The following is a 19,894-nucleotide window of genomic DNA, read 5'->3' as shown; positions in this document are numbered from 1 at the left end:
AAGAAAAAGGTGCGAATAACGAAGGGAGCACTTAAAAGGAGGTGTGAAAAAGTTTGCGATCCGTACGGAGAAACCCTGAGTTATCAAGGGCTTCGCACGGTTTTTGGCAATCGGCCCTTGTAAATGGCGACTCCATTCGCGCAAACTAGCGGCGGTAGAAGCGACGTGAAGGAAAAATCCAACTCAGAAGTGGGGCGTGTGATGCGAGACAAGGAAGATGAACGCGTCGACGGCAGCCGCCGTACCTGGCTGATAGCGACGACCGCAGCGGGTGGCCTGGGAGGCGTGGCCACCGTTATACCCTTTGTTAGTTCGTTTGCACCATCTGAAAAGGCCAAGGCAGCAGGTGCCCCGGTCGAAGTCGATATCAGTGATCTGAAGCCCGGCGACATGAAGACCGTTGCCTGGCGAGGCAAGCCGGTGTGGATCATCAACCGCACCGACAAAATGCTCGCCGATGTACAAAAAGCCGATAACGAAGTAGCTGATCCCCACAGCAAGAATCCTTTTTCGATGCCGTTGCCGGAGTACTGCAACAACGAGTTCCGTTCACGCACCGACCACAAGAACCTTTTCGTCGCCGTCGCCGTGTGCACGCATCTGGGCTGTACGCCGACGCCGCGCTTCCAGGAGGGCGCGCAGCCCAATCTTCCGGACGACTGGCCTGGCGGCTTCCTGTGCCCTTGCCACGGCTCGACCTACGACATGGCCGGCCGCGTCTTCAAGAACAAACCTGCGCCGCAGAACCTCGACATCCCGCCCTACATGTTCACGTCGGCCACCGGCCTCGTGATCGGCAAGGACGAGAAAGGAGAAGCGTAATGGCGATCGAACACGAAGTGGAGACGACCGGGCTGGTCGGCTGGATCGACCGGCGCTTTCCCTTGACCTCGACGTGGAAGAAACACGTTTCCGAGTACTACGCGCCGAAGAACTTCAACTTCTGGTACTTCTTCGGCTCGCTCGCCCTGCTGGTGCTGGTCAACCAGATCGTCACCGGCATTTTCCTCACCATGAACTACAAGCCCGACGCGACGCTCGCGTTCTCGTCGGTCGAGTACATCATGCGCGAGGTGCCGTGGGGCTGGCTGATCCGCTACATGCATTCGACGGGCGCGTCGATGTTCTTCGTCGTCGTGTATCTGCATATGTTCCGCGGGCTGCTTTATGGCTCGTACCGCAAGCCGCGCGAACTGGTGTGGATTTTCGGCTGCGCGATCTTCCTGTGCCTGATGGCCGAAGCGTTCTTCGGCTACCTGTTGCCGTGGGGCCAGATGTCGTTCTGGGGCGCGCAGGTGATCGTGAATCTGTTCTCGGCCATTCCGTTCATCGGACCGGATCTGTCGTTGTGGATTCGCGGCGACTACGTCGTGTCGGACGTCACGCTGAACCGCTTCTTCGCGTTCCACGTGATCGCGATTCCGCTGGTGCTGGTTGGGCTGGTGGTCGCTCACCTCGTGGCTTTGCACGAAGTCGGGTCGAATAATCCGGACGGCATCGAGATCAAGGCGAAGAAAGACCCGGACGGTATTCCGCTCGACGGCATTCCGTTTCACCCGTACTACTCCGTGCACGATTTCATGGGCGTGACGGTGTTCCTGCTGATCTTCGCCGCGATTATTTTCTTCGCGCCGGAAATGGGCGGTTACTTCCTCGAAGCGAACAACTTCGTGCCGGCCAATCCGCTGCAGACGCCGCCGGAAATCGCGCCGGTCTGGTACTTCACGGCGTTCTACGCGATGCTGCGCGCCACGACCGATCCGTTCAAGATCGTGCTGATGGTGATCATCGCCTTGCTCGGGCTGGTGGCGCTGGTGCGTGCTCGCGGCAAATGGAAGCTCGGCCTGCCAGTGCTCGCGGTGCTGGTGATACTGGCCATGGCGTTCACGGAGTCGAAATTCTGGGGTGTGGTGGTGATGGGCGGCGCGGTGGTTTCGCTGTTCTTCCTGCCGTGGCTCGACCGCTCGCCCGTGAAGTCGATCCGCTACCGGCCGTTTTTTCACAAGGTGTTTTACGGGATCTTCGTGATCGCTTTCCTGACGTTGGGCTTCCTCGGCACCAAACCGCCGTCGCCGGTTTCGACGTTGATTGCGCAGGTATGCGCGTTGATCTATTTCGCGTTTTTCCTCGGCATGCCGGTCTGGACGCGGCTTGGCACGTTCAGGCAACCGCCTGAACGCGTGCGGTTCAAGCCTCACTAATCGCGAGCCAGGAGAACACGACAATGAAAAAACTGCTTTCGACGTGCGCGCTGATCGGCGCGACACTGCTCGCGCTCGCCGCCGGCCCGGTTGCCGCGGACGAGAACGTGCATCTCGACCGGGCGCCGGATAACGCGGAGAATTTCGCTTCTTTGCAGCACGGCGCACAATTGTTTGTAAACTACTGCCTGAACTGCCATAGCGCGAACCTGATGCGGTACAACCGGCTGACCGACCTGGGCATCACGCCGAACGAAATCCAGGCGAATCTGCTCTTCACCACGGACAAAGTCGGCAACACCATGACCGTGGCCATGCGTCCGGACGACGCCAAGGCGTGGTTCGGCGCGACGCCGCCGGATTTGTCGGTGGAAGCGCGGGCGCGCGGCAAAGACTGGCTGTACACGTATCTGCGCAGCTTCTACCGCGACGATACGCGGCCAACCGGCTGGAATAATCTGGTGTATGAGAACGTGAGCATGCCTCACGTGCTGTGGCAGCTTCAGGGGCAACGTACCGCGAAGTTCGGGGATGAAGTCGACGAAAAATCAGGCGAAACGGTACATAAATTTGTGGGTTACCAGCAGGTCACGCCTGGGACGATGTCGCCAGTAGATTATGATTCTGCTGTGGCCGACCTGGTGTCGTACCTGTCATGGATGTCCGAACCAACGCAGAAAACCCGCAAACAGCTTGGCGTGTGGGTGCTGCTGTTCCTCGGCATTCTGAGCTTTTTCGCCTGGCGATTGAACGCCGCGTACTGGAAACATATCAAATAATCACGCTGTCACCGGCGTGGGGCCGGCGCCAGGAAAAACCTGCGGTACGGTTTTTCCGCGCGCTGGCCTTTCAGCTTTTTGAGGAAACGTAAACATGATGGTTCTGTATTCCGGCACAACTTGCCCGTTCTCCCAGCGCTGCCGGCTGGTGTTGTTCGAAAAGGGCATGGACTTCGAGATCCGCGACGTCGACCTGTTTAACAAGCCGGAAGACATCGCCGTGATGAACCCGTACGGTCAGGTGCCGATTCTCGTCGAACGCGACCTGATCCTGTACGAATCGAACATCATCAACGAGTATATCGACGAGCGCTTCCCGCACCCGCAGCTGATGCCGGCCGATCCGGTCCAGCGCGCGCGCGCCCGTCTGTTCCTGCTCAACTTCGAGAAAGAACTGTTCGTGCACGTCGGCACGCTCGAAAACGAGAAGGGCAAGGCTGCCGAGAAAAATCACGAGAAGGCACGCCTCGCGATTCGCGACCGCCTGACGCAACTCGCGCCGATCTTCCTGAAGAACAAGTACATGCTCGGCGAAGAGTTCTCGATGCTCGACGTCGCGATCGCGCCGCTGCTGTGGCGTCTGGATCACTACGGCATCGAACTGTCGAAGAATGCCGCGCCGCTGATGAAGTACGCGGAGCGCATTTTCAGCCGCCCGGCGTACATCGAAGCTCTGACGCCGTCGGAAAAGGTGATGCGTCGTTGAGCTTGGCTTTAGGGTGAGGGCGGCGCTGCGCACATGGCGGCGCGCCCACGCCCGGTACGAGGACTGTTGATGCAAGAGATTTCCACCAAACCGTATTTGCTGCGCGCGCTCTACGAGTGGTGCACCGATAACGGCTACACGCCGCACATCGCGGTCCGCGTCGATAATCAGACTCGCGTGCCGCGCCAGTTCGTGCGTGACAACGAGATCGTGTTGAACATCAGCTTCGAGGCGACCAGCCAGTTGCAGATGGGCAACGAGTGGATCGAGTTCAGCGCGCGTTTCTCGGGCAAGTCGCACAAGATCGAGGTGCCGGTCGCCAATATTCTCGCCATCTACGCGCGGGAAAACGGGCAGGGCATGGCGTTCCCGGTCGAGTCTGCGGGCGGCGAAGCGCAGGACTCCGGCGCCGACGCTGAGCAGGCGGACGAGAGCGCGCCGGTCGTGCTCGGGGCCGTCGAAGCGTCGCCGGTAAGCGATGCGACGGCCGCCGAAGCGGACGGTCCGCAGCCCGATGACGACGGTTCGAAAGGTGGCGGAAGGGCTCGCCTTAAGATCGTGAAATGAAGTAGAATCACGGCCTCATGCCGGCTTAGCTCATCAGGTAGAGCGCTTGACTTGTAATCATGAGGTGGCGGGTTCGAGTCCTGCAGCCGGCACCAGTTGTACGAAACGGGGTTTCTGAGCAATCGGAAACCCCGTTTTTTATTGGCTTTTTACTGCTCCTCGAGACGTGCGACATGCGCTGCCGAAGTGGGTGTCGATATACCGCTGCTGCCCGCCGCACAAGGCTTGCAGCGCGATTTACGAACGCGCGCACCATGATCGGTGAGCGCGAAGAACGGTCCAAAATCGCATTATCTCTTTCACCTTGTCGATTGTAGACTTATGAGTCTACGACGCGTGCTTGAAGATCGCTGTCACGTCGTGCTCATGGTCTTCTCACCGCATCCGCCGACGACAACGTAGCAGCGCGAGCCACGATGACAGGGGTTACTATTCGGGCGTCGAGCCGGCACCGCTTTCAGTCATTCGGGTGAGCCACGCCCCCGCGACGCGATCGTTCAGCGCGTCACTCCTGCAACACACATCCCACCTCAACATGAACAGCCCCGCAACCATTACCTGGCCCGAAGCCGACGGCCCCCGCACCGCGCGCTGGCGCTCCGAAGCCGCCGTGCCGGCGCCCCGGCGTGTGATCGTGGCGGACGACCGCACGACCGCCGACTCGGCGTATCGGCTGGCCTGCGAAGGCACGGCCCTGCTGTGGAATGGCGACTTCCAGAACGCCCGCCAGTTGTTGCAGGCCGTCACCCGTCGTCTTGAACGCAAGCCGCGCAAGCAGGGCGACACGCCGATCGACGCGTTCAACCTGCACCGACAGGCGCAGTCGCAGCGCGCTCGCACGCTCGGCATGATCCTGATTCCGCTCGACGCCGCTTACAGCATTCCGCTGCGCCGCGCGCCCGAGGTGCAGGAGGCTTGCGTCGAAACGTACGGACCGTCCACTGGCGAGGCATCGGTTGTGTCGCTGCGCGAATTGCTCGGCATGATTGGCGCGCACGAGTGGCGCAAGAAGGGCGTCGATATTCCGGCTTTGGGCGACCGGATTCACCCGCATTACGGCGTGTTCTCGCCGGTGCGCGGCGAATACGTCGACCTCGTCGCCCGGACGCCGTTGCCGTCGCTGAACAAGGCGTTCGACATCGGCACCGGCACCGGCGTGTTGTCCGCGTTGCTGGCCAAACGCGGCGTGAAGAAAATCATCGCGACGGATCAGGACCCGCGCGCGCTGGCGTGTGCGCGCGAAAATCTCGCCCGCCTCGGTTTCGACCAGCAGGTCGATGTCGTGCAAGCCGACCTGTTCCCCGAAGGCCGCGCGCCGCTGGTGGTCTGCAATCCGCCGTGGGTGCCGGCGCGCCCCGCGTCGCCGATCGAATACGCGATCTACGATCCCGAGAGCCGGATGCTGCTCGGCTTTCTCAACGGTCTCGCGGATCACCTTTCGCCTGGTGGCGAAGGCTGGCTCATCATGTCGGACTTCGCCGAGCATCTGGGTTTGCGCACCCGCGACTGGTTGCTCGCAGCGATCGAGACAGCCGGTTTGACGGTCGTGGGACGCGAAGATATCCGGCCGCGTCATCCCAAGTCGACGGACGAGACCGACGCGCTGCACACGGCGCGCATGGCGGAAGTGACTTCGCTGTGGCGGTTGAAGGCGCGTTGACCGCGGCGGCCTGTTCCGAGCTCAGCCGGCGGCGCGTTTTGCTGCGAGATAGTCGAGCGCGCCGCGTCCCGCGACGAGGCCGCTGGCAAAACATGCGGTGAGCAGGTAGCCACCGGTCGGCGCCTCCCAGTCCAGCATTTCGCCCGCGCAGAACGTGCCGGGCAAACTTTGAATCATCAGGTGCTGATCCAGTGCTTCGAAGAAAATGCCGCCTGCCGTGCTGATCGCTTCGGCAATCGGCCGGGCGCGGGTGAGCCGTATCGGCAAGGCCTTAATTGCGTGAGCCAGGCGGTCGGTGTCGGCGAAAGCTTCTTTCGACAGCACTTCGTGCAGCAGAGCGAGCTTGACGCCGCCGATCCCGATTCGCCCTTGCAGGTGACTCGACATCGAGCGCGATCCGCGAGGCCTCGTGACTTCCGCGACCACACGCTCAAACGTCAAGCCCGGCGCCAGATCCAGCGAAATCGTGACGTCGCCGTCGGCCATGATCCGCTCGCGAATGGCGGCGGATAGCGCATAAATCAGGCTCCCTTCAAGGCCGTTTTCGGTCAGAAGTATTTCACCTTGTCGATTGTGGACTTTTTCGTCTACGTCGGTGAGCGTGATGGCAACGGTTTTCACCGGTTGACCGGCGAAGCGCTCCCGCAGATACGGGCTCCAGTCCGCCTCGAAGCCACTGTTTGCCGGGCGCAGTGGCGCGATGGGCACGCCGCGTTCGGACATCAACGGAACCCACGCGGCGTCCGATCCGAGACGCGGCCAACTGGCACCACCGAGCGCGAACACCACGGCGTCGCAGTTCACGGTTCGCTCGCCTTCAGGCGTTTCGAAGCGTAAAGCATGTGCCGGGTTTGGATGGCCGGCGTCGCGCCAGCCGGTCCATTTGTGGCGCATATGGAACCGCACACCCGCTTCTCTTAGCCGATGCAACCAGGCTCGCAGCATCGGCGCCGCCTTCATGTCGCTCGGAAACACGCGGCCGGAACTGCCGACGAACGTGTCGATGCCCAATGCTTGCAGCCACGACCGCAAAGCGTCGGGGCCAAACACCGCGAGCAGCGGCTCGATCTGCGGACGGCGCGCGCCGTACCGATCCAGAAACGGCTCCAGCGATTCCGAATGCGTGATGTTCATGCCGCCTTTGCCCGCCATCAGGAATTTGCGTCCGACCGACGGCATGGCGTCGTAGACATCCACCTGCACGCCTTGCTGTGCGAGCGCCTCGGCAGCCATCAAACCGGCCGGACCGCCACCGATGACGGCAACCGTGACGTGAGCATTTTCAAGGGGAAGTGACATGCGGACCTGCGGGAAAGGAGGGCGGTGCATGGTCCGGCAACTGACGACCGGACGGCACGAAGGGCGCTATTTTCACACCGCCGAACCCGCTCGGCAAATGACGCCAGCCGACGACGGTCAGCAAGCCGGCTAACCAGGACGTCGCGTTCAGAAAGGGAAAGGGGAGATTCGCTGCCGACCGATGCGTCCAGACGCCGCTTGCACCGGTCGTAGCATGCTGCTTTTCAGGCGTGATTTAGCCGGGATAGGCTTCGTCCACTTTCAGACCGGCCAGCTTGAAGATCACCCGTAAAGTTTGTGGCTTGATGTCGCGGCGCGAGGCGAGTGTCGTCATGACGAAGTCGAGTACTTTCGCGTACTTCAGCATCGTCAGGCAGGTTTCCATGTCCACGCTGCCGTCGCGCATCACTTCGGCGAGACGTAGCATTTCAGTGGAGATGTCACGCGCCATTTCCAGTTCGAGTTGCTGCTTTTCCGACCACGCGGGCGTGGCGGTCAGCTTCGCCATCATTTCCTGAAACTTCTGTTCCACATTTCCGTTGGGTATCGTATCCATTGCCGCCTCTTCTATTTTCCTAGCGCGCGTCCGCTTGATGTCTCGGCGCGCTGCTGGTTACGTAACGTTCGGCCCGTGTTCCGGGTCCGTCCTCCCCACATGCATCCGGTTCGCGTGATCGACGCCACGGCCGCCAGCCTGTTGTTATGAGTTGCGTGGCTTGCAGCGCCGGGCGGGCCGGCACGCAAGCTGCTACTTCTTGCCGCCCCTGGACACGTCCTGCATCGCTTTTCGAGCAGGAAGTGTTCCAGGTTTGCGGCGTTCCATGCCACTTCTGCACAGTTCGCCAGGTGAGCGAGCTGCGGTTTGGGTAAACTGGCAGCAACTTTCCTCTTTTTCCGTCGCCTGTCGCACGTTCGCGTTGCAATCGATGGCGGTTTCCCATGATGTCCAGCAAAACCCACGAAATCCGGCCAAATCAGTCCATCGAACTGCTGAAGGAACTGCATATCCTCACGCGCGACGGCAAGATGAACCAGGACAGCCGCCGCAAGCTCAAGCAGGTGTATCACCTGTTCCAGTTCATCGAGCCGCTCCTTAAGGAGCTCAAGGAAAAACAGGGCGACGTCACGCTGATCGACCACGGCGCGGGCAAGTCCTATCTAGGTTTTATCCTGTACGACCTTTTCTTCAAGGAGTTTCAGGAGGCTGGGGGTGGTGCGTCGCACATATACGGCATCGAAACGCGCGAGGACCTGGTGACGAAGTCCGAAGAACTGGCCGCGCGGCTCGGGTTCACGGGCATGTCGTTTCTGAATTTGTCGGTGGCGGAGTCGATCACGTCGGACAAGCTGCCCGCGGAAATCGACATCGTGACGGCGCTGCACGCCTGCAATACCGCCACGGACGACGCCCTGCGTTTCGCGCTGGAAAAGCGCGCGAAATACATCGTGGTCGTGCCGTGTTGTCAGGCTGAAGTGGCGGGCGTATTACGGCAGAACAAGAGTAAATCGCTGGGCAATGCGTTGACTGAAATCTGGCGTCATCCGCTGCACACGCGGGAATTTGGCAGTCAGATCACGAATGTGCTGCGGTGTTTGCAGCTGGAAGCGCACGGTTATCAGGTGAGCGTGACCGAACTGGTCGGATGGGAGCATTCCATGAAGAATGAACTCATCATTGCGCAATATAAGGATTTGCCGCGCCGTCGTCCCGCCGAGCGTCTTAATGAAGTCATGGAGACGCTCGGAATCGAGGAACTGAAAGAACGGTTTTTCGTGCCGGCCTGAGCAAACCGGCAGCAGGTTTCGCGGCGGCCTCGGTCGCGGTCGCCGCGCGAATTACATCTTCATCAGATCGTTCCAGCCTTGCAGGCCGATGCGGCGCAGGGTTTCCTGATTACGCTGGTAAATGGCTTCGGCATCGGGAAATGCCTGAACCGCGCGCTCGATGCTGTCTTCCCGCAGTAAATGCAAAATCGGATAAGGCGCGCGATTCGTATAGTTTTCAATATCGTCGGGTTCGCTATCTTCAAACTGATAATGAGGATGGAAACTCGCGATCTGAATAACGCCTTCCAGTCGAAGCTGTTTAAGAAGCCGTTCGGCGAAAAACAGGCAATCGTTATAGTCGAGAAAATCGGGCAGTGCCTGCGGCAAAATCAGCAGCGTGGTATCGATGGTTTCCGGATCGGCCGCCACTAAAGTCTGAATCTCGCTTTCAAGATCCGTCAAAACGCCTTCCAGATCAGTCGCGTCGCTCACGGCGTAGCGGATCTGATTTTTCACGTGAACGGCTTTGGCAAACGGGCAGAGATTGAGCCCGATCACGGCCTGCGTCAGCCAATGACGGGTGGCGGCAATCACGGTTTCGTGGGATTCGGCGGACGACGGCATGGCAAGCGGCAGCGAGAGAAAGCGCTATTCTAACGGCGCGGGCCGCTGCGTTTCACCGCGCGCCTGGCGACGCCGAGCAAGCCGCCGCAATCAACAGCGCTGCCATCCTCGGCGCGGCGAGAATCGGTCCGCAGCCTGGCCCGTAGGTCTGACTGGCCGCATAAATACCTTCGATCATCAAACCGAACGCATTCGCCAGCGCTTCGGGATCGTCGGCGCCGGCGGCGGTGGTCAATTCGAGAATGCGCGCCATCAGGCGCTGCTTGTTGCGAAACACGAACTGGCGCGCCGGATGCGCCGCATCGGGAAACTCGACGGCGACGTTCACGAACGGACAGCCGCGGTAATCGTCGATCGAGGCGCGCGAGGCCAGGTCGTCGAAATACTGCTGCAATTGCTTCGCCGGTTCGCCGGGATGCTTGGCGAAACTGCGCTCCACGTAGCGGAAAAACTGCTCGTCCTTGCGCTCGAGGTAGGCCATCACCAGTTCGTCTTTCGACGAAAACTGGCGATATAGACTCATTTTGTTGACGCCGGCCCGTTCGACCACCGCGTCTACGCCGACCGCCCGCACACCTTCGCGGTAAAACAGGTGCTCCGCGGCGCGTAGCAGATGCTGCTGCGCCTCTGGCCCGGCGGTGGGTGTGCCGCGCGGACGCCGGACGCGAGTCGCCTTGGTGGTGTCGATGTCGGACATGAATTTCGCCTGAATTTGATGAGCGCCTTGACATGTTACTGAGCAGTAACTAATATCGCAACTCTTATTGTGACAGACCTGTCACAAGCTTCTTACCGGACTCGTAACAATGCAAGCGAGGCGGCCAGTGTGGCGCGCGTCGATTGGAGAACCAATGAACTGGGCAGCAAGACTGATCGGTGGGCGCTTTCACTACGGCTGGTTGACCGTCGCCGTGGTATTTCTGGTTCTGCTGGCGGCGGCCGGCACGCGCGCCACGCCGAGCGTGATGATGCTGCCGCTGGAGCATCAGTTCGGCTGGAGCCGCGCGACCATCTCGCTCGCGATTTCGGTGAATATCGCGCTATATGGTCTGATGGGACCTTTCGCGGCGGCGGCGATGCAGCGCTTCGGCGTGCGTCCCACCTTGCTCGCGGCGCTCGCAACCATGGCGGGCGGCGTGGCCTTGTCGTCGTTGATGACGCATCCGTGGCAGATGGTGCTGATCTGGGGCGTGATGGTCGGCGGCTCGACCGGCGTGGCGGCGCTCTCGCTTTCCGCGACGGTCGTCACCCGCTGGTTCACCACGCGGCGCGGCCTGGTCATGGGCATTCTCACGGCCAGTTCGGCAACCGGCCAGCTGGTGTTCCTGCCGATGCTCGCGGCCATCGCCCAGCATCAGGGATGGCGTCAGGTGGTGCTGGTCGTCGCTATCGCGGCCGCCATCGTCATCCCGCTGGTCGCGTTCCTGCTGCCGGAGCGGCCGTCGAGCATGAATCTGCGTCCGTACGGCGAGCCCGCCGACGCGCCCATCGCCACCACCGTCACGAAACAGAATCCGCTGGCGATTGCGTTTGGCACGCTTGCCATGGCGAGCAAGACGCGCGATTTCTGGCTGCTGTTTTTCAGCTTCTTCATCTGCGGCGCGAGTACGAACGGCTACGTGGGCACGCACCTGATCGCCATGTGCGGCGACTACGGCATGACCGAAGTGCAGGGCGCCTCGCTGCTCGCCGCGATGGGCATTTTCGATCTGTTCGGCACGACACTGTCGGGCTGGCTGTCGGACCGCTTCAATAGTCGTGTGCTGCTGTTCTGGTACTACGGACTGCGTGGCCTGTCGCTGATGTATCTGCCGCACGCGTTCGGCATCGATTTCTTCGGCTTGCCGCTGTTCGCCGTGTTCTACGGTCTCGACTGGATCGCAACCGTGCCGCCCACCGTGCGTCTCGCCACGGACGTCTACGGCAAGGAATCGGCGCCGATCGTGTTCGGCTGGGTGGTGGCCGGTCACCAACTTGGCGCGGCGTTCGCGGCGCTGGGCGCGGGCATGCTGCGCGCCAGCCTCGGCACTTACACGGTCGCCTCGATGATCTCCGGCGGCTTGTGCCTGGTGGCCGCTGTAATCGTGCTGCGCATCAACCGTCCCGCGAAAGTGCCGGAGACGCAGGCCGCGTGACCCGTCACGGCTTCTGACACCGCCTCATCGAATACCGACGGCCCCGCGAGGGGCCGTTTTCGTTGGTGTCGAATGCCGCGCGCTTTGCACGCAGCGTGAAAACTAACTGCGCACTTGATGGAGCGTTTGCGCCTCAGCCCGGTTATCCTATGTGACCCCGGGCAATCGCCCGTCGATCATGAATTTCGACTACGAGATGCGCATGACCAACAAACCCGCTCCGACTGAAGTTGCCATTCACGAACTGATTGCAGGCCGCTGGAGCCCGCGCGCCTATTCGAGCGAGCCGGTGAGCCGCGAACAGTTGCATTCGGTGCTCGAAGCGGCACGCTGGGCACCGTCGTCCTATAACGCGCAGCCGTGGCGTTTCATCGTGTTCGATCGCAGTGTCGACGAAGTCTCGTTCAAGCAGGCTTTCGCGACGCTGGTGCCGTTCAACCAGGGCTGGAACGCGCCGGCGCCGGTGCTGATCGCCGTCACCACGAACACGCTCACCAACAAGGGTGAAGTGAATCGCTGCGCGCAATACGACGCCGGCGCGGCTGCCATGGCACTCGTGCTGCAGGCACATGCGCTCGGACTCGCTGCGCACCAGATGAGCGGCTTCGACCCGGCCGCCTTCCGCACCACGTTCAAGCTGCCCAACGACGTCGAACCGATCGCGTTCATTTCGCTGGGTCATTACGGCGATGTCGACAAGCTCGACCCGGTCTTGCGCGAGCGTGAGAAGTCGGTGCGCCAGCGTCTGCCGCTGGCCGATATCGCCTACAGCGGCGGCTGGAAAAAAGCATTCTGATTGCGCGGACGTTTGCTCCGCAAACAATGAAAGAACGCGCGGCTCGGTCCGCGCGTTTTTTATTTCGCGCCGTCGGCGACGCTGGAAAGCGGCGCCGCCACGTTTTCCAAGGATTTGCGCTCGGCATCCACGCCCCAGATTGCGGCGATCACCGCGGCCGCCAGCATCAGCGCCGAGCCGACCAGATAGCCGGTGAACACTTCGCCGCGCTGGTGCGTATCGATCAGGCGTCCGAAAAACGCCGGTCCGACGATGCCGCCGAGCGCGGTGCCGAACGCGTAAAACACAGCGATGGCGAGCGCCCGGATTTCCAGCGGGAACGATTCGCTAACTGTCAGGTAAGCCGAACTGGCGGCCGCCGAGGCAAAGAAGAAAATCACCATCCAGGCGATCGTCTGCGTCGTGACCGTCAGCAATTCGCGCTCGAACAGATAGCCGCTGAGCGTGAGCAGGACGGCGGAAATGCCGTAGGTCGCCGCGATCATCTTGCGTCGGCCGATTACGTCGAACAGACGGCCCAGCAGCACGGGTCCGAGAAAATTGCCGAGCGCGAAAGGCAGCAGGTACCAGCCGATGTGGTCGCCCGGTACGTGATAAAAATCGGTGAGCACCAGCGCGTAAGTGAAGAAGATCGCGTTGTAGAAAAAGGCCTGGGCGGTCATTAGCGAAAGGCCGACGGCTGCGCGGCGCCGGTGCACGTTGAATAGCGTATGGAACACTTCGCGCAACGGCGTGTGGTCGCGCGCGTGCAGGCGCAGAGTCTTGAGATCGTGGTCGGGGAGCGTGTGGCCTTCGTCGCGAAAACGCGTTTCGATGCCTTCGACAATCGTCCGCGCGTCCCGCTCGTCGCCATGCGTGATGAGCCAGCGAGGACTTTCGGGCACCCAGATGCGCATCGGCAGAATCGCCAGCGCCAGCACCGCGCCGATGAAAAAGCAGGCGCGCCAACCCCAGTCGGACGGCAGCAGGTGCGGATCGAGCAGGATCAGCGAACCCGCCGCGCCCAGACCGGCGCCCACCCAGAACGTGCCGTTGATGCCCAGGTCGGTCCATCCGCGCACGCGCGCCGGCGTGAATTCCTGAATCGTCGAGTTGATTGCGGTGTACTCGCCGCCGATGCCCGCGCCCGTCAGAAAGCGGAACAGCAGGAAACTGGCGAGATTCCATGACAACGCGGTCGCTGCCGTGGCCACGAGATACAGCGCGAGCGTGATGAAAAACAGTTTGCGCCGACCGAGCCGGTCGGTCAGCCAGCCGAAACCGAGCGCGCCGAGCACGGCGCCGGCGATATAGGCGCTGCCGGCAAGTCCGACATCGGCATTGGAAAAATGAAGCGAAGGACTGGACTTCAGCGCACTGGCCACGGCGCCCGCCAGCGTCACTTCGAGACCGTCGAGCAGCCACGTCACCCCGAGCGCAACCACGATCAGCGAATGGAAACGCCCCCACGGCAGGCGGTCGAGCCGCGACGGAAGATCGGTTTCGATTATTGCAGCGTTTTTTTCGCGGACAGTCGCGCTAGGCGGCGCGCTCATTGCTTCATGTCTCCTCAATCCTGGAATTTGGCGGCGTATCCTGTCGAAATGAGCAATTCCTGTTCCGTCGAGCGGAGTGTGGCTGGCATCACGGGGACACGAGAAGCATTGGTTGATGCGTGTCGGGCTTTCGTGATACAAAGCCGCTCCCCTTTCTGTCCGCGCCAGCCGTGAGCGGCGATTCCTGCCATGAACTATTGCGCGATTGACTTCGGTACTTCCAATTCGGCCGTGGCCGTGCCAGACGGCGCTGCGCAGAAGCTTGCGCCCGTCGAAGGCGCCTACACGACGCTGCCCACCTCCGTCTTTTTCAACACCGACGAGAACACGCGCGAATTCGGCCGCGCGGCGCTGGCGGCGTATATCGACGGTTTCGACGGCCGCCTGATGCGCTCCATGAAGAGCATTCTCGGCTCGCCGCTAGCCGAAAACTCGACCGATCTCGGCGACGGCTCGGCCATCAAGTACACGGACGTCATCGCGATTTTCGTCGACCATCTGAAGCGTTCGGCGGAAGCCGCGGCTGGCGGGGCGATCGATCGCGCCGTGCTGGGCCGGCCCGTGTTCTTCGTCGACGACGACCCGCGCGCCGACCAGATGGCGCAAAAGCAACTCGAAGCGGCGGCGCGTTCGGTCGGTCTGCGAGACATTCACTTTCAGTATGAGCCGATCGCCGCTGCGTTCGACTACGAATCGCATCTGACGGAAGAGGGGCTCGTGCTGGTGGCCGACATTGGCGGCGGTACGTCGGACTTTTCGCTCGTGCGTGTCGGGCCGGAGCGGATGAAGCGTGTGGAACGGAAGGACGATGTGCTCGCCCACCACGGTGTGCACGTGGCGGGTACCGATTTCGACCGTCGTGTCGAACTGGCGACCATTTTGCGCGAGCTTGGCTACCAGAGTCTCGACCCGGAAGGCCGTGAGATTCCCAACCGGATCTATTTCGATCTGGCCACCTGGCACCTGATCAACACCGTCTATTCGCCCAAGCGCGTCAGCGAACTCGCGCTGATGCGGCACCTGTTCACGCAGGTCAAACATCACGACCGTCTGATGCGTGTGGTGGACCGTCGGCTGGGTCACGCGCTGGCGGCCCACGCGGAAGAGGCGAAGATCGGTGTGGCGGCGGGCGGCGAGACGGTTATCGATCTGGACGAAGTGGAAGACGATCTCAACCTCGCCTTCGACGAAGCCCAACTCATCAAGGCCGGTCAGGAAGAAACGCTGCGCATCGTGCAGGCCGCGCGTGACACGGTGCAGGCTGCCGGTGTCGCCACACGCGACGTCAGCGCGATTTACTTTACCGGCGGCTCAACGGGTTTGTCGTTTCTATCGGGCGCATTGGCCGCGGCATTTCCGGATGCAAAAGCGGTATTCGGCGATCGACTTGCCAGTGTCGCAACAGGACTCGGTATTCACGCGAGACGTGTGTTCGGTTAAGCAAAAGTAATCGATCGCATATTGCGTAGATAATCCGTCGGTTCAATACCGACGGATATAAAAAAACCCCGCCGAGGCGGGGTTTTTTTGCGTCCAGAAGGAAGCGTGCTTGCTTACACCGGCTTGATGTTAGCAGCTTGCTTGCCCTTCGGGCCCGTCTTCACTTCAAACGTAACCTTTTGGTTTTCTTGCAGCGTCTTGAAGCCTTCCGTGCGGATTTCCGAGAAATGCGCGAACAGATCTTCGCCGCCGCCGTCCGGCGTGATGAAGCCAAAGCCCTTTGCGTCATTGAACCACTTGACGGTACCGGTTTCCATATTACTTGTTCCTAAAGATGGTAAATAAGGCCGAAGCCCAATGGGTGCGCATGAAAATCAAGGAAGGGGGTAATGGGACCAACCGGAGTACCGTTGATGGGCGAACTACGAAAGACCAATTCACTCGCCGCTTGAAATCCTGCCCGAACGTTATACGGCGATTTCGAGAGAAGGTCAACAGTCTCCCCACAACTTTACAAATTTTTGAGATGCGGGCGTGGAAACTGCTTACAAAGCTTGCTATTCCGCGAAAAAATTAACCAGGGAGAACCCTTGGTTCCACTGCAGCAGGCGGGTGCAACCGTTAAACTACGCGCCGCGCACCGGTTGCACCTGTTTAGAATGGACTGGTCGCGCATGCATGCGCGTCACCCGTCTCCAACGCCACAAGCGACGTCACGTGGTGCCGACATGGTTTTGCCGCAAACTTGCTTGGAACCGGGACGCTGCAACGGCGCCGAACCGGTCCGACACAGGAGAAGACGTGAAAAGTTCTATACAACGGAACATCGGGCCAGTCGCGCTGCTGCTGACTGGTTTGGGCTCGATCATCGGATCGGGTTGGCTGTTCGGCGCGTGGAAGGCCGCAAAAATTGCAGGTCCGGCGGCGATATGTGCCTGGGTGATCGGGGCAGTCGTCATTCTGGCTATTGCTTTGACTTACGCTGAACTCGGTGCAATGTTTCCGGAGTCCGGCGGAATGGTGCGCTATGCGCGCTATTCACACGGTGCGCTGGTGGGTTTCATTAGTGCATGGGCTAACTGGATCGCCATTGTCTCGGTGATTCCCATCGAAGCCGAAGCTTCCATTCAATATATGAGTACGTGGCCCTATCCATGGGCGCATGCGCTATTCGTGAACGGCTCATTAACGACCAACGGGTTATTACTCTCGGCTGCGTTGGTGATCGTGTATTTCATGCTGAACTACTGGGGCGTGAAACTGTTTGCGCGCGCTAATTCGGCAATCACGGTTTTCAAGTTCATCATTCCCGGCGCGACGATTCTCGGTTTGATGTTGACGGGTTTCCACAAGGAAAACTTCGGCGAAGCCAGCACGTTCGCGCCGTATGGCTGGTCGGCGGTTCTGACGGCCGTGGCGACCAGCGGTATCGTGTTTGCGTTCAACGGTTTCCAGAGCCCGATCAACCTCGCGGGTGAAGCGCGCAATCCGGCCAAGAGCGTGCCGTTCGCGGTGATCGGCTCGATCCTGCTCGCGCTGGTGATCTATGTGCTGCTGCAAATCGCGTACATCGGCGCAGTGAATCCGGCTGACGTGCTGAACGGCTGGAGCCACTTCAATTTCGCGTCGCCGTTCGCCGAACTGGCGATTGCGTTGAACCTGAACTGGCTGGCCTTCCTGCTGTACGTGGATGCTTTCGTGAGCCCGAGCGGCACCGGCACCACGTACATGGCGACCACCACGCGCATGATCTACGCAATGGAGCGCAACAACACGATGCCGAAGATGTTCGGCAACGTGCATCCGATCTACGGCGTGCCGCGTCAGGCCATGTGGTTCAACCTGCTGGTGTCGTTCATCTTCCTGTTCTTCTTCCGCGGCTGGAGTTCGCTGGCAGCGGTGATTTCCGTCGCCACGGTGATCTCGTATCTGACGGGCCCGATCAGCCTGATGGCGCTGCGTCGTGCGGCGACCGATCTGGAACGTCCGCTGCACATTCCCGGCATGAAGATCATCGCGCCGTTCGCATTCGTGTGCGCGTCGCTCATTCTTTACTGGGCTAAATGGCCGCTGACGGGCGAAATCATTCTGCTGATGGTTGTCGCGCTGCCGGTGTATTTCTACTTCCAGGCGAAATCCGGCTTTGCGGGCTGGGGGAAGGATCTGAAGGCGGCATGGTGGCTGGTGGCTTACCTGCCCGTGATGGCGGTGCTGTCGCTGATCGGCAGCAAGCAGTTCGGCGGCAGCGGCATTCTCCCGTACGGCTGGGACATGCTCGTGGTGATCGCTTTCTCGCTGGTGTTCTATTACTGGGGCGTCCACAGCGGCTACCGTTCGGACTATCTGGAAGAGCGTCAGACGCACGATGAAGTGCTCGAAGGCATGGGCGCGCATTAATTTGCGGCTTCTCCGGCCGGTTCGCCGGTCATTGCGCCGGCCGAGTTTCGACCCGCAGTAATGAAAAAGGCCGCCTGAGTTCGCTCAGGCGGCCTTTTGCTTTCTACGACGGCGAACGGTCAGGCATTGCCGAACACGTAATTCGTCATGGCGAGCGAACGCTGATACGTGCCGAGCGACTGGATCGCGAGCGAATAATCGTCGTCCGCTGCGCCCAAGGCGGCGAAAACCGGCAGCAGGTGCTCGTCGGTGGGATGCATCAGCACCGCATGCGGCGCCTGGCGACGGTAGTCGAGCAGCGCGTCGATGTCGTGGGCGGCCAGCTTCGACTCGAACCAGTCCGTGAATTCGACGACGCGCGGATCAGCGTCTTCCGGACGCGCCGAAAAGTCGGCGGCGCGCAGGTTGTGCGTGATCTGGCCCGAGCCGATCACCATCACACCGTCTTCCTTCAGCGAGCGCAGCGCGCGGCCAACCCGGAAGTGGTGGGCAGCGTCCAGATGCGGCTGGATCGACAACTGTGCGACCGGCACGTCGGCTTCCGGGAACATCAGCAGCATCGGCACCCATGCGCCGTGGTCGAGTCCGTGAGACTGGACGTCCGAGAGAATGCCATGTTCGCCGAGCAGCACGGCGGCGCGTCGCGCGACATCGGGCGCACCCGGCGCCGGGTACTGAATCTCGTACAACTGACGCGGAAAGCCGTAAAAGTCGTGGATCGTCTCCGGCGCCGTCGCCGTGCTCGCCAGAGGCTGCGCCGTGCCCCAGTGGGCCGAGAGCATCAGCACGGCTTCCGGACGCGGCAATTGCGCGCTCAGCGTGGCGAATTCGCCGGACGGCAGCGACGGATCGATCGGCAGCGTGGGCGCGCCGTGCGAGAGGAAAAGCGAAGGTAAGCGAATCATGGCAGCAACGCAGCCGCGATGGTGCGGCACGAAAGTGGGGTTGCTATCAATATATGTGCGTACCGCCGTTTGATAAACGGTCGAAAACGGAATTGATTGTGTCGCGGCCGTTATTAATCGGTCGAACGCAGACCCGGCCAGGCGGGCGACAGCGCCTGTCCGAGTGCGAAAAGATCCAGCACGCGCGCAACGCTGTGATCGATCATTTCGTCGATGGAGGCGGGCTGGTTGTAGAAGGCGGGAAGCGGAGGAAAAATCACGCCGCCCATTTCGGTGACGGCGGTCATATTGCGCAGATGCGCGAGATTGAACGGCGTTTCGCGCACCATCAGAACGAGCCGGCGGCGTTCTTTCAACGTGACGTCGGCGGCGCGAGTGATGAGGTTGTCCGAGAAACCGTGAGCGACGCTCGCCAGCGTTTTCATCGAGCATGGCGCGATCACCATGCCGTCCGTGGCGAACGAGCCGGAGGCGACGCTCGCGCCGACGTCGCGCACGGAATGGACGACATCCGCGAGCGGATGCACGTCTTCCTTACTCAACTGGAGTTCGTGCTGGATATTGAGCCAGCCTGCGCTCGAAATCAGCAGATGGCTTTCGACGCCGCCAAGACGCCGCAGCGTTTCGAGCAGGCGGATGCCATAGATCGCGCCTGTCGCGCCGGTGATGGCGACGAGCAGCCGGCGGGGCACCGCAGCGCGTGTTTCCATGGCTCGCGGCGCCTTGTCAGTACGTGACGCGCGCCGTTCAGGCCGCTGCGAACAATTGCTGCAGTTCGCCGGATTCGTACATTTCCATCATGATGTCCGAGCCGCCGATGAACTCGCCGTTCACGTAAAGCTGCGGAATGGTCGGCCAGTTCGAGAACTGCTTGATGCCCTGGCGGACTTCGTCGTCTTCGAGCACGTTGACGGTCTTGATTTCGCCGACGCCGCACGCCTTCAGGATCTGGATGGCGCGGCCGGAAAAGCCGCACATCGGGAATTGAGCGGTGCCCTTCATGAAGAGCACGACGTTATTTTCGTCGACGATTTGCTTGATGCGTTGTTGCGTTTCCATGACTGACCTTGCGGTTCCGTGATG

Annotated in this window: 20 protein-coding genes and 1 tRNA gene; 12 read left to right on the top strand and 9 right to left on the bottom strand. The window is 61.0% G+C overall.

Annotation, left to right across the window (positions count from 1 at the left end; all coding sequences use genetic code 11):
- The first annotated feature begins 201 nt into the window (after positions 1-201).
- The 7 genes from petA to P3T18_RS34695 all read left to right on the top strand — a co-directional run bounded on the left by petA (position 202) and on the right by P3T18_RS34695 (position 5,913).
- Entirely contained in the window at positions 202-822 is a 621-nt protein-coding gene (gene petA / locus P3T18_RS34725; protein WP_429304587.1) for a ubiquinol-cytochrome c reductase iron-sulfur subunit, read from the top strand.
- Positions 822-2,201: a cytochrome b gene (locus P3T18_RS34720; RefSeq protein WP_429304513.1), complete on the top strand. Its 1,380-nt coding sequence runs from the start codon at positions 822-824 to the stop codon at positions 2,199-2,201. Before petA ends, P3T18_RS34720 begins: the two co-directional genes overlap by 1 nt.
- A 23-nt stretch (positions 2,202-2,224) precedes the next feature.
- Positions 2,225-2,980, top strand: coding sequence for a cytochrome c1 (locus tag P3T18_RS34715; RefSeq protein WP_429304512.1), 756 nt, complete (start codon positions 2,225-2,227; stop codon positions 2,978-2,980).
- A 94-nt stretch (positions 2,981-3,074) separates the two neighbouring features.
- The gene (locus P3T18_RS34710; RefSeq protein ID WP_006052302.1) at positions 3,075-3,686 is read left to right on the top strand and encodes a glutathione S-transferase N-terminal domain-containing protein; all 612 of its coding nucleotides are present in this window, start codon (positions 3,075-3,077) and stop codon (positions 3,684-3,686) included.
- 69 nt (positions 3,687-3,755) lie between these two features.
- The gene (locus P3T18_RS34705; RefSeq protein ID WP_429304511.1) at positions 3,756-4,253 is read left to right on the top strand and encodes a ClpXP protease specificity-enhancing factor; all 498 of its coding nucleotides are present in this window, start codon (positions 3,756-3,758) and stop codon (positions 4,251-4,253) included.
- 19 nt (positions 4,254-4,272) lie between these two features.
- Positions 4,273-4,348 (top strand) — tRNA-Thr (locus tag P3T18_RS34700).
- 440 nt (positions 4,349-4,788) lie between these two features.
- Positions 4,789-5,913: a methyltransferase gene (locus P3T18_RS34695; protein WP_429304510.1), complete on the top strand. Its 1,125-nt coding sequence runs from the start codon at positions 4,789-4,791 to the stop codon at positions 5,911-5,913.
- Positions 5,914-5,934: 21 nt separating this feature from the next.
- Here P3T18_RS34695 and P3T18_RS34690 read toward each other — a convergent pair whose 3' ends face one another.
- Both P3T18_RS34690 and P3T18_RS34685 read right to left on the bottom strand, forming a co-directional pair.
- Positions 5,935-7,212: a TIGR03862 family flavoprotein gene (locus tag P3T18_RS34690; RefSeq protein WP_429304509.1), complete on the bottom strand. Its 1,278-nt coding sequence runs from the start codon at positions 7,210-7,212 to the stop codon at positions 5,935-5,937.
- 235 nt (positions 7,213-7,447) lie between these two features.
- On the bottom strand, positions 7,448-7,768 hold the full coding sequence (locus P3T18_RS34685) for a DNA-binding protein (protein WP_429304508.1): 321 nt from the start codon (positions 7,766-7,768) through the stop codon (positions 7,448-7,450).
- A gap of 386 nt (positions 7,769-8,154) precedes the next feature.
- On the opposite strand from P3T18_RS34685, the gene P3T18_RS34680 reads away from it, so the two are divergent.
- Positions 8,155-8,997: a class I SAM-dependent methyltransferase gene (locus tag P3T18_RS34680; protein WP_429304586.1), complete on the top strand. Its 843-nt coding sequence runs from the start codon at positions 8,155-8,157 to the stop codon at positions 8,995-8,997.
- 51 nt (positions 8,998-9,048) lie between these two features.
- Here the strand turns inward: P3T18_RS34680 and P3T18_RS34675 are convergent, their stop codons facing one another.
- Together P3T18_RS34675 and P3T18_RS34670 are read right to left on the bottom strand one after the other, a co-directional pair.
- Positions 9,049-9,603 (bottom strand): DUF1415 domain-containing protein, encoded by a 555-nt coding sequence (locus P3T18_RS34675; RefSeq protein ID WP_429304507.1) that lies wholly within the window; start codon positions 9,601-9,603, stop codon positions 9,049-9,051.
- 52 nt (positions 9,604-9,655) lie between these two features.
- On the bottom strand, positions 9,656-10,300 hold the full coding sequence (locus P3T18_RS34670) for a TetR/AcrR family transcriptional regulator (protein WP_429304506.1): 645 nt from the start codon (positions 10,298-10,300) through the stop codon (positions 9,656-9,658).
- A 154-nt stretch (positions 10,301-10,454) separates the two neighbouring features.
- Here P3T18_RS34670 and P3T18_RS34665 point away from each other — a divergent pair, with 154 nt between their 5' ends.
- Together P3T18_RS34665 and P3T18_RS34660 are read left to right on the top strand one after the other, a co-directional pair.
- Positions 10,455-11,738: an MFS transporter gene (locus P3T18_RS34665; RefSeq protein WP_429304505.1), complete on the top strand. Its 1,284-nt coding sequence runs from the start codon at positions 10,455-10,457 to the stop codon at positions 11,736-11,738.
- Positions 11,739-11,940: 202 nt separating this feature from the next.
- Positions 11,941-12,534 (top strand): nitroreductase family protein, encoded by a 594-nt coding sequence (locus tag P3T18_RS34660; protein ID WP_429304504.1) that lies wholly within the window; start codon positions 11,941-11,943, stop codon positions 12,532-12,534.
- A 59-nt stretch (positions 12,535-12,593) separates the two neighbouring features.
- Here P3T18_RS34660 and P3T18_RS34655 read toward each other — a convergent pair whose 3' ends face one another.
- Positions 12,594-14,069 (bottom strand): MFS transporter, encoded by a 1,476-nt coding sequence (locus P3T18_RS34655; RefSeq protein ID WP_429304503.1) that lies wholly within the window; start codon positions 14,067-14,069, stop codon positions 12,594-12,596.
- Positions 14,070-14,258: 189 nt separating this feature from the next.
- On the opposite strand from P3T18_RS34655, the gene P3T18_RS34650 reads away from it, so the two are divergent.
- On the top strand, positions 14,259-15,509 hold the full coding sequence (locus P3T18_RS34650; protein ID WP_429304502.1) for an Hsp70 family protein: 1,251 nt from the start codon (positions 14,259-14,261) through the stop codon (positions 15,507-15,509).
- Between the two features lie 113 nt (positions 15,510-15,622).
- Here the strand turns inward: P3T18_RS34650 and P3T18_RS34645 are convergent, their stop codons facing one another.
- Positions 15,623-15,826, bottom strand: coding sequence for a cold-shock protein (locus P3T18_RS34645; RefSeq protein WP_007180251.1), 204 nt, complete (start codon positions 15,824-15,826; stop codon positions 15,623-15,625).
- A 484-nt stretch (positions 15,827-16,310) separates the two neighbouring features.
- On the opposite strand from P3T18_RS34645, the gene P3T18_RS34640 reads away from it, so the two are divergent.
- Entirely contained in the window at positions 16,311-17,906 is a 1,596-nt protein-coding gene (locus P3T18_RS34640) for an APC family permease (protein WP_429304501.1), read from the top strand.
- A 119-nt stretch (positions 17,907-18,025) separates the two neighbouring features.
- On the opposite strand, the gene P3T18_RS34635 is transcribed toward P3T18_RS34640, so the two are convergent.
- The 3 genes from P3T18_RS34635 to grxD form a co-directional block, all read right to left on the bottom strand.
- A complete protein-coding gene (locus P3T18_RS34635) occupies positions 18,026-18,811 on the bottom strand; it encodes a DODA-type extradiol aromatic ring-opening family dioxygenase (RefSeq protein WP_429304500.1) in 786 nt (261 codons plus the stop codon).
- A 113-nt stretch (positions 18,812-18,924) separates the two neighbouring features.
- Positions 18,925-19,521, bottom strand: a complete 597-nt coding sequence (locus P3T18_RS34630) for a UbiX family flavin prenyltransferase (protein ID WP_429304499.1) — start codon at positions 19,519-19,521, stop codon at positions 18,925-18,927.
- Positions 19,522-19,558: 37 nt separating this feature from the next.
- The gene (grxD, locus tag P3T18_RS34625) at positions 19,559-19,870 is read right to left on the bottom strand and encodes a Grx4 family monothiol glutaredoxin (protein ID WP_429304498.1); all 312 of its coding nucleotides are present in this window, start codon (positions 19,868-19,870) and stop codon (positions 19,559-19,561) included.
- Positions 19,871-19,894: the final 24 nt, after the last annotated feature.

Source organism: Paraburkholderia sp. GAS199, from assembly GCF_050436585.1.
Lineage (GTDB): Bacteria > Pseudomonadota > Gammaproteobacteria > Burkholderiales > Burkholderiaceae > Paraburkholderia.
The sequence above is the reverse complement of the archived record's forward strand: the minus strand, read 5'-3'. Positions and strand labels throughout refer to the sequence as shown.

Excerpts from the sequence above, each read along its gene's own strand:
- P3T18_RS34670 (WP_429304506.1), bottom strand. The coding sequence starts at position 10,300 with ATGTCCGACATCGACACCACCAAGGCGACTCGCGTCCGGCGTCCGCGC.
- grxD (WP_429304498.1), bottom strand. The coding sequence starts at position 19,870 with ATGGAAACGCAACAACGCATCAAGCAAATCGTCGACGAAAATAACGTC.
- P3T18_RS34685 (WP_429304508.1), bottom strand. The coding sequence starts at position 7,768 with ATGGATACGATACCCAACGGAAATGTGGAACAGAAGTTTCAGGAAATG.
- P3T18_RS34650 (WP_429304502.1), top strand. The coding sequence starts at position 14,259 with ATGAACTATTGCGCGATTGACTTCGGTACTTCCAATTCGGCCGTGGCC.
- P3T18_RS34645 (WP_007180251.1), bottom strand. The coding sequence starts at position 15,826 with ATGGAAACCGGTACCGTCAAGTGGTTCAATGACGCAAAGGGCTTTGGC.
- petA (WP_429304587.1), top strand. The coding sequence starts at position 202 with ATGCGAGACAAGGAAGATGAACGCGTCGACGGCAGCCGCCGTACCTGG.
- P3T18_RS34690 (WP_429304509.1), bottom strand. The coding sequence starts at position 7,212 with ATGTCACTTCCCCTTGAAAATGCTCACGTCACGGTTGCCGTCATCGGT.
- P3T18_RS34665 (WP_429304505.1), top strand. The coding sequence starts at position 10,455 with ATGAACTGGGCAGCAAGACTGATCGGTGGGCGCTTTCACTACGGCTGG.
- P3T18_RS34655 (WP_429304503.1), bottom strand. The coding sequence starts at position 14,069 with ATGAGCGCGCCGCCTAGCGCGACTGTCCGCGAAAAAAACGCTGCAATA.
- P3T18_RS34635 (WP_429304500.1), bottom strand. The coding sequence starts at position 18,811 with ATGATTCGCTTACCTTCGCTTTTCCTCTCGCACGGCGCGCCCACGCTG.
- P3T18_RS34630 (WP_429304499.1), bottom strand. The coding sequence starts at position 19,521 with ATGGAAACACGCGCTGCGGTGCCCCGCCGGCTGCTCGTCGCCATCACC.
- P3T18_RS34695 (WP_429304510.1), top strand. The coding sequence starts at position 4,789 with ATGAACAGCCCCGCAACCATTACCTGGCCCGAAGCCGACGGCCCCCGC.
- P3T18_RS34710 (WP_006052302.1), top strand. The coding sequence starts at position 3,075 with ATGATGGTTCTGTATTCCGGCACAACTTGCCCGTTCTCCCAGCGCTGC.
- P3T18_RS34705 (WP_429304511.1), top strand. The coding sequence starts at position 3,756 with ATGCAAGAGATTTCCACCAAACCGTATTTGCTGCGCGCGCTCTACGAG.
- P3T18_RS34680 (WP_429304586.1), top strand. The coding sequence starts at position 8,155 with ATGTCCAGCAAAACCCACGAAATCCGGCCAAATCAGTCCATCGAACTG.
- P3T18_RS34675 (WP_429304507.1), bottom strand. The coding sequence starts at position 9,603 with ATGCCGTCGTCCGCCGAATCCCACGAAACCGTGATTGCCGCCACCCGT.
- P3T18_RS34720 (WP_429304513.1), top strand. The coding sequence starts at position 822 with ATGGCGATCGAACACGAAGTGGAGACGACCGGGCTGGTCGGCTGGATC.
- P3T18_RS34660 (WP_429304504.1), top strand. The coding sequence starts at position 11,941 with ATGACCAACAAACCCGCTCCGACTGAAGTTGCCATTCACGAACTGATT.
- P3T18_RS34715 (WP_429304512.1), top strand. The coding sequence starts at position 2,225 with ATGAAAAAACTGCTTTCGACGTGCGCGCTGATCGGCGCGACACTGCTC.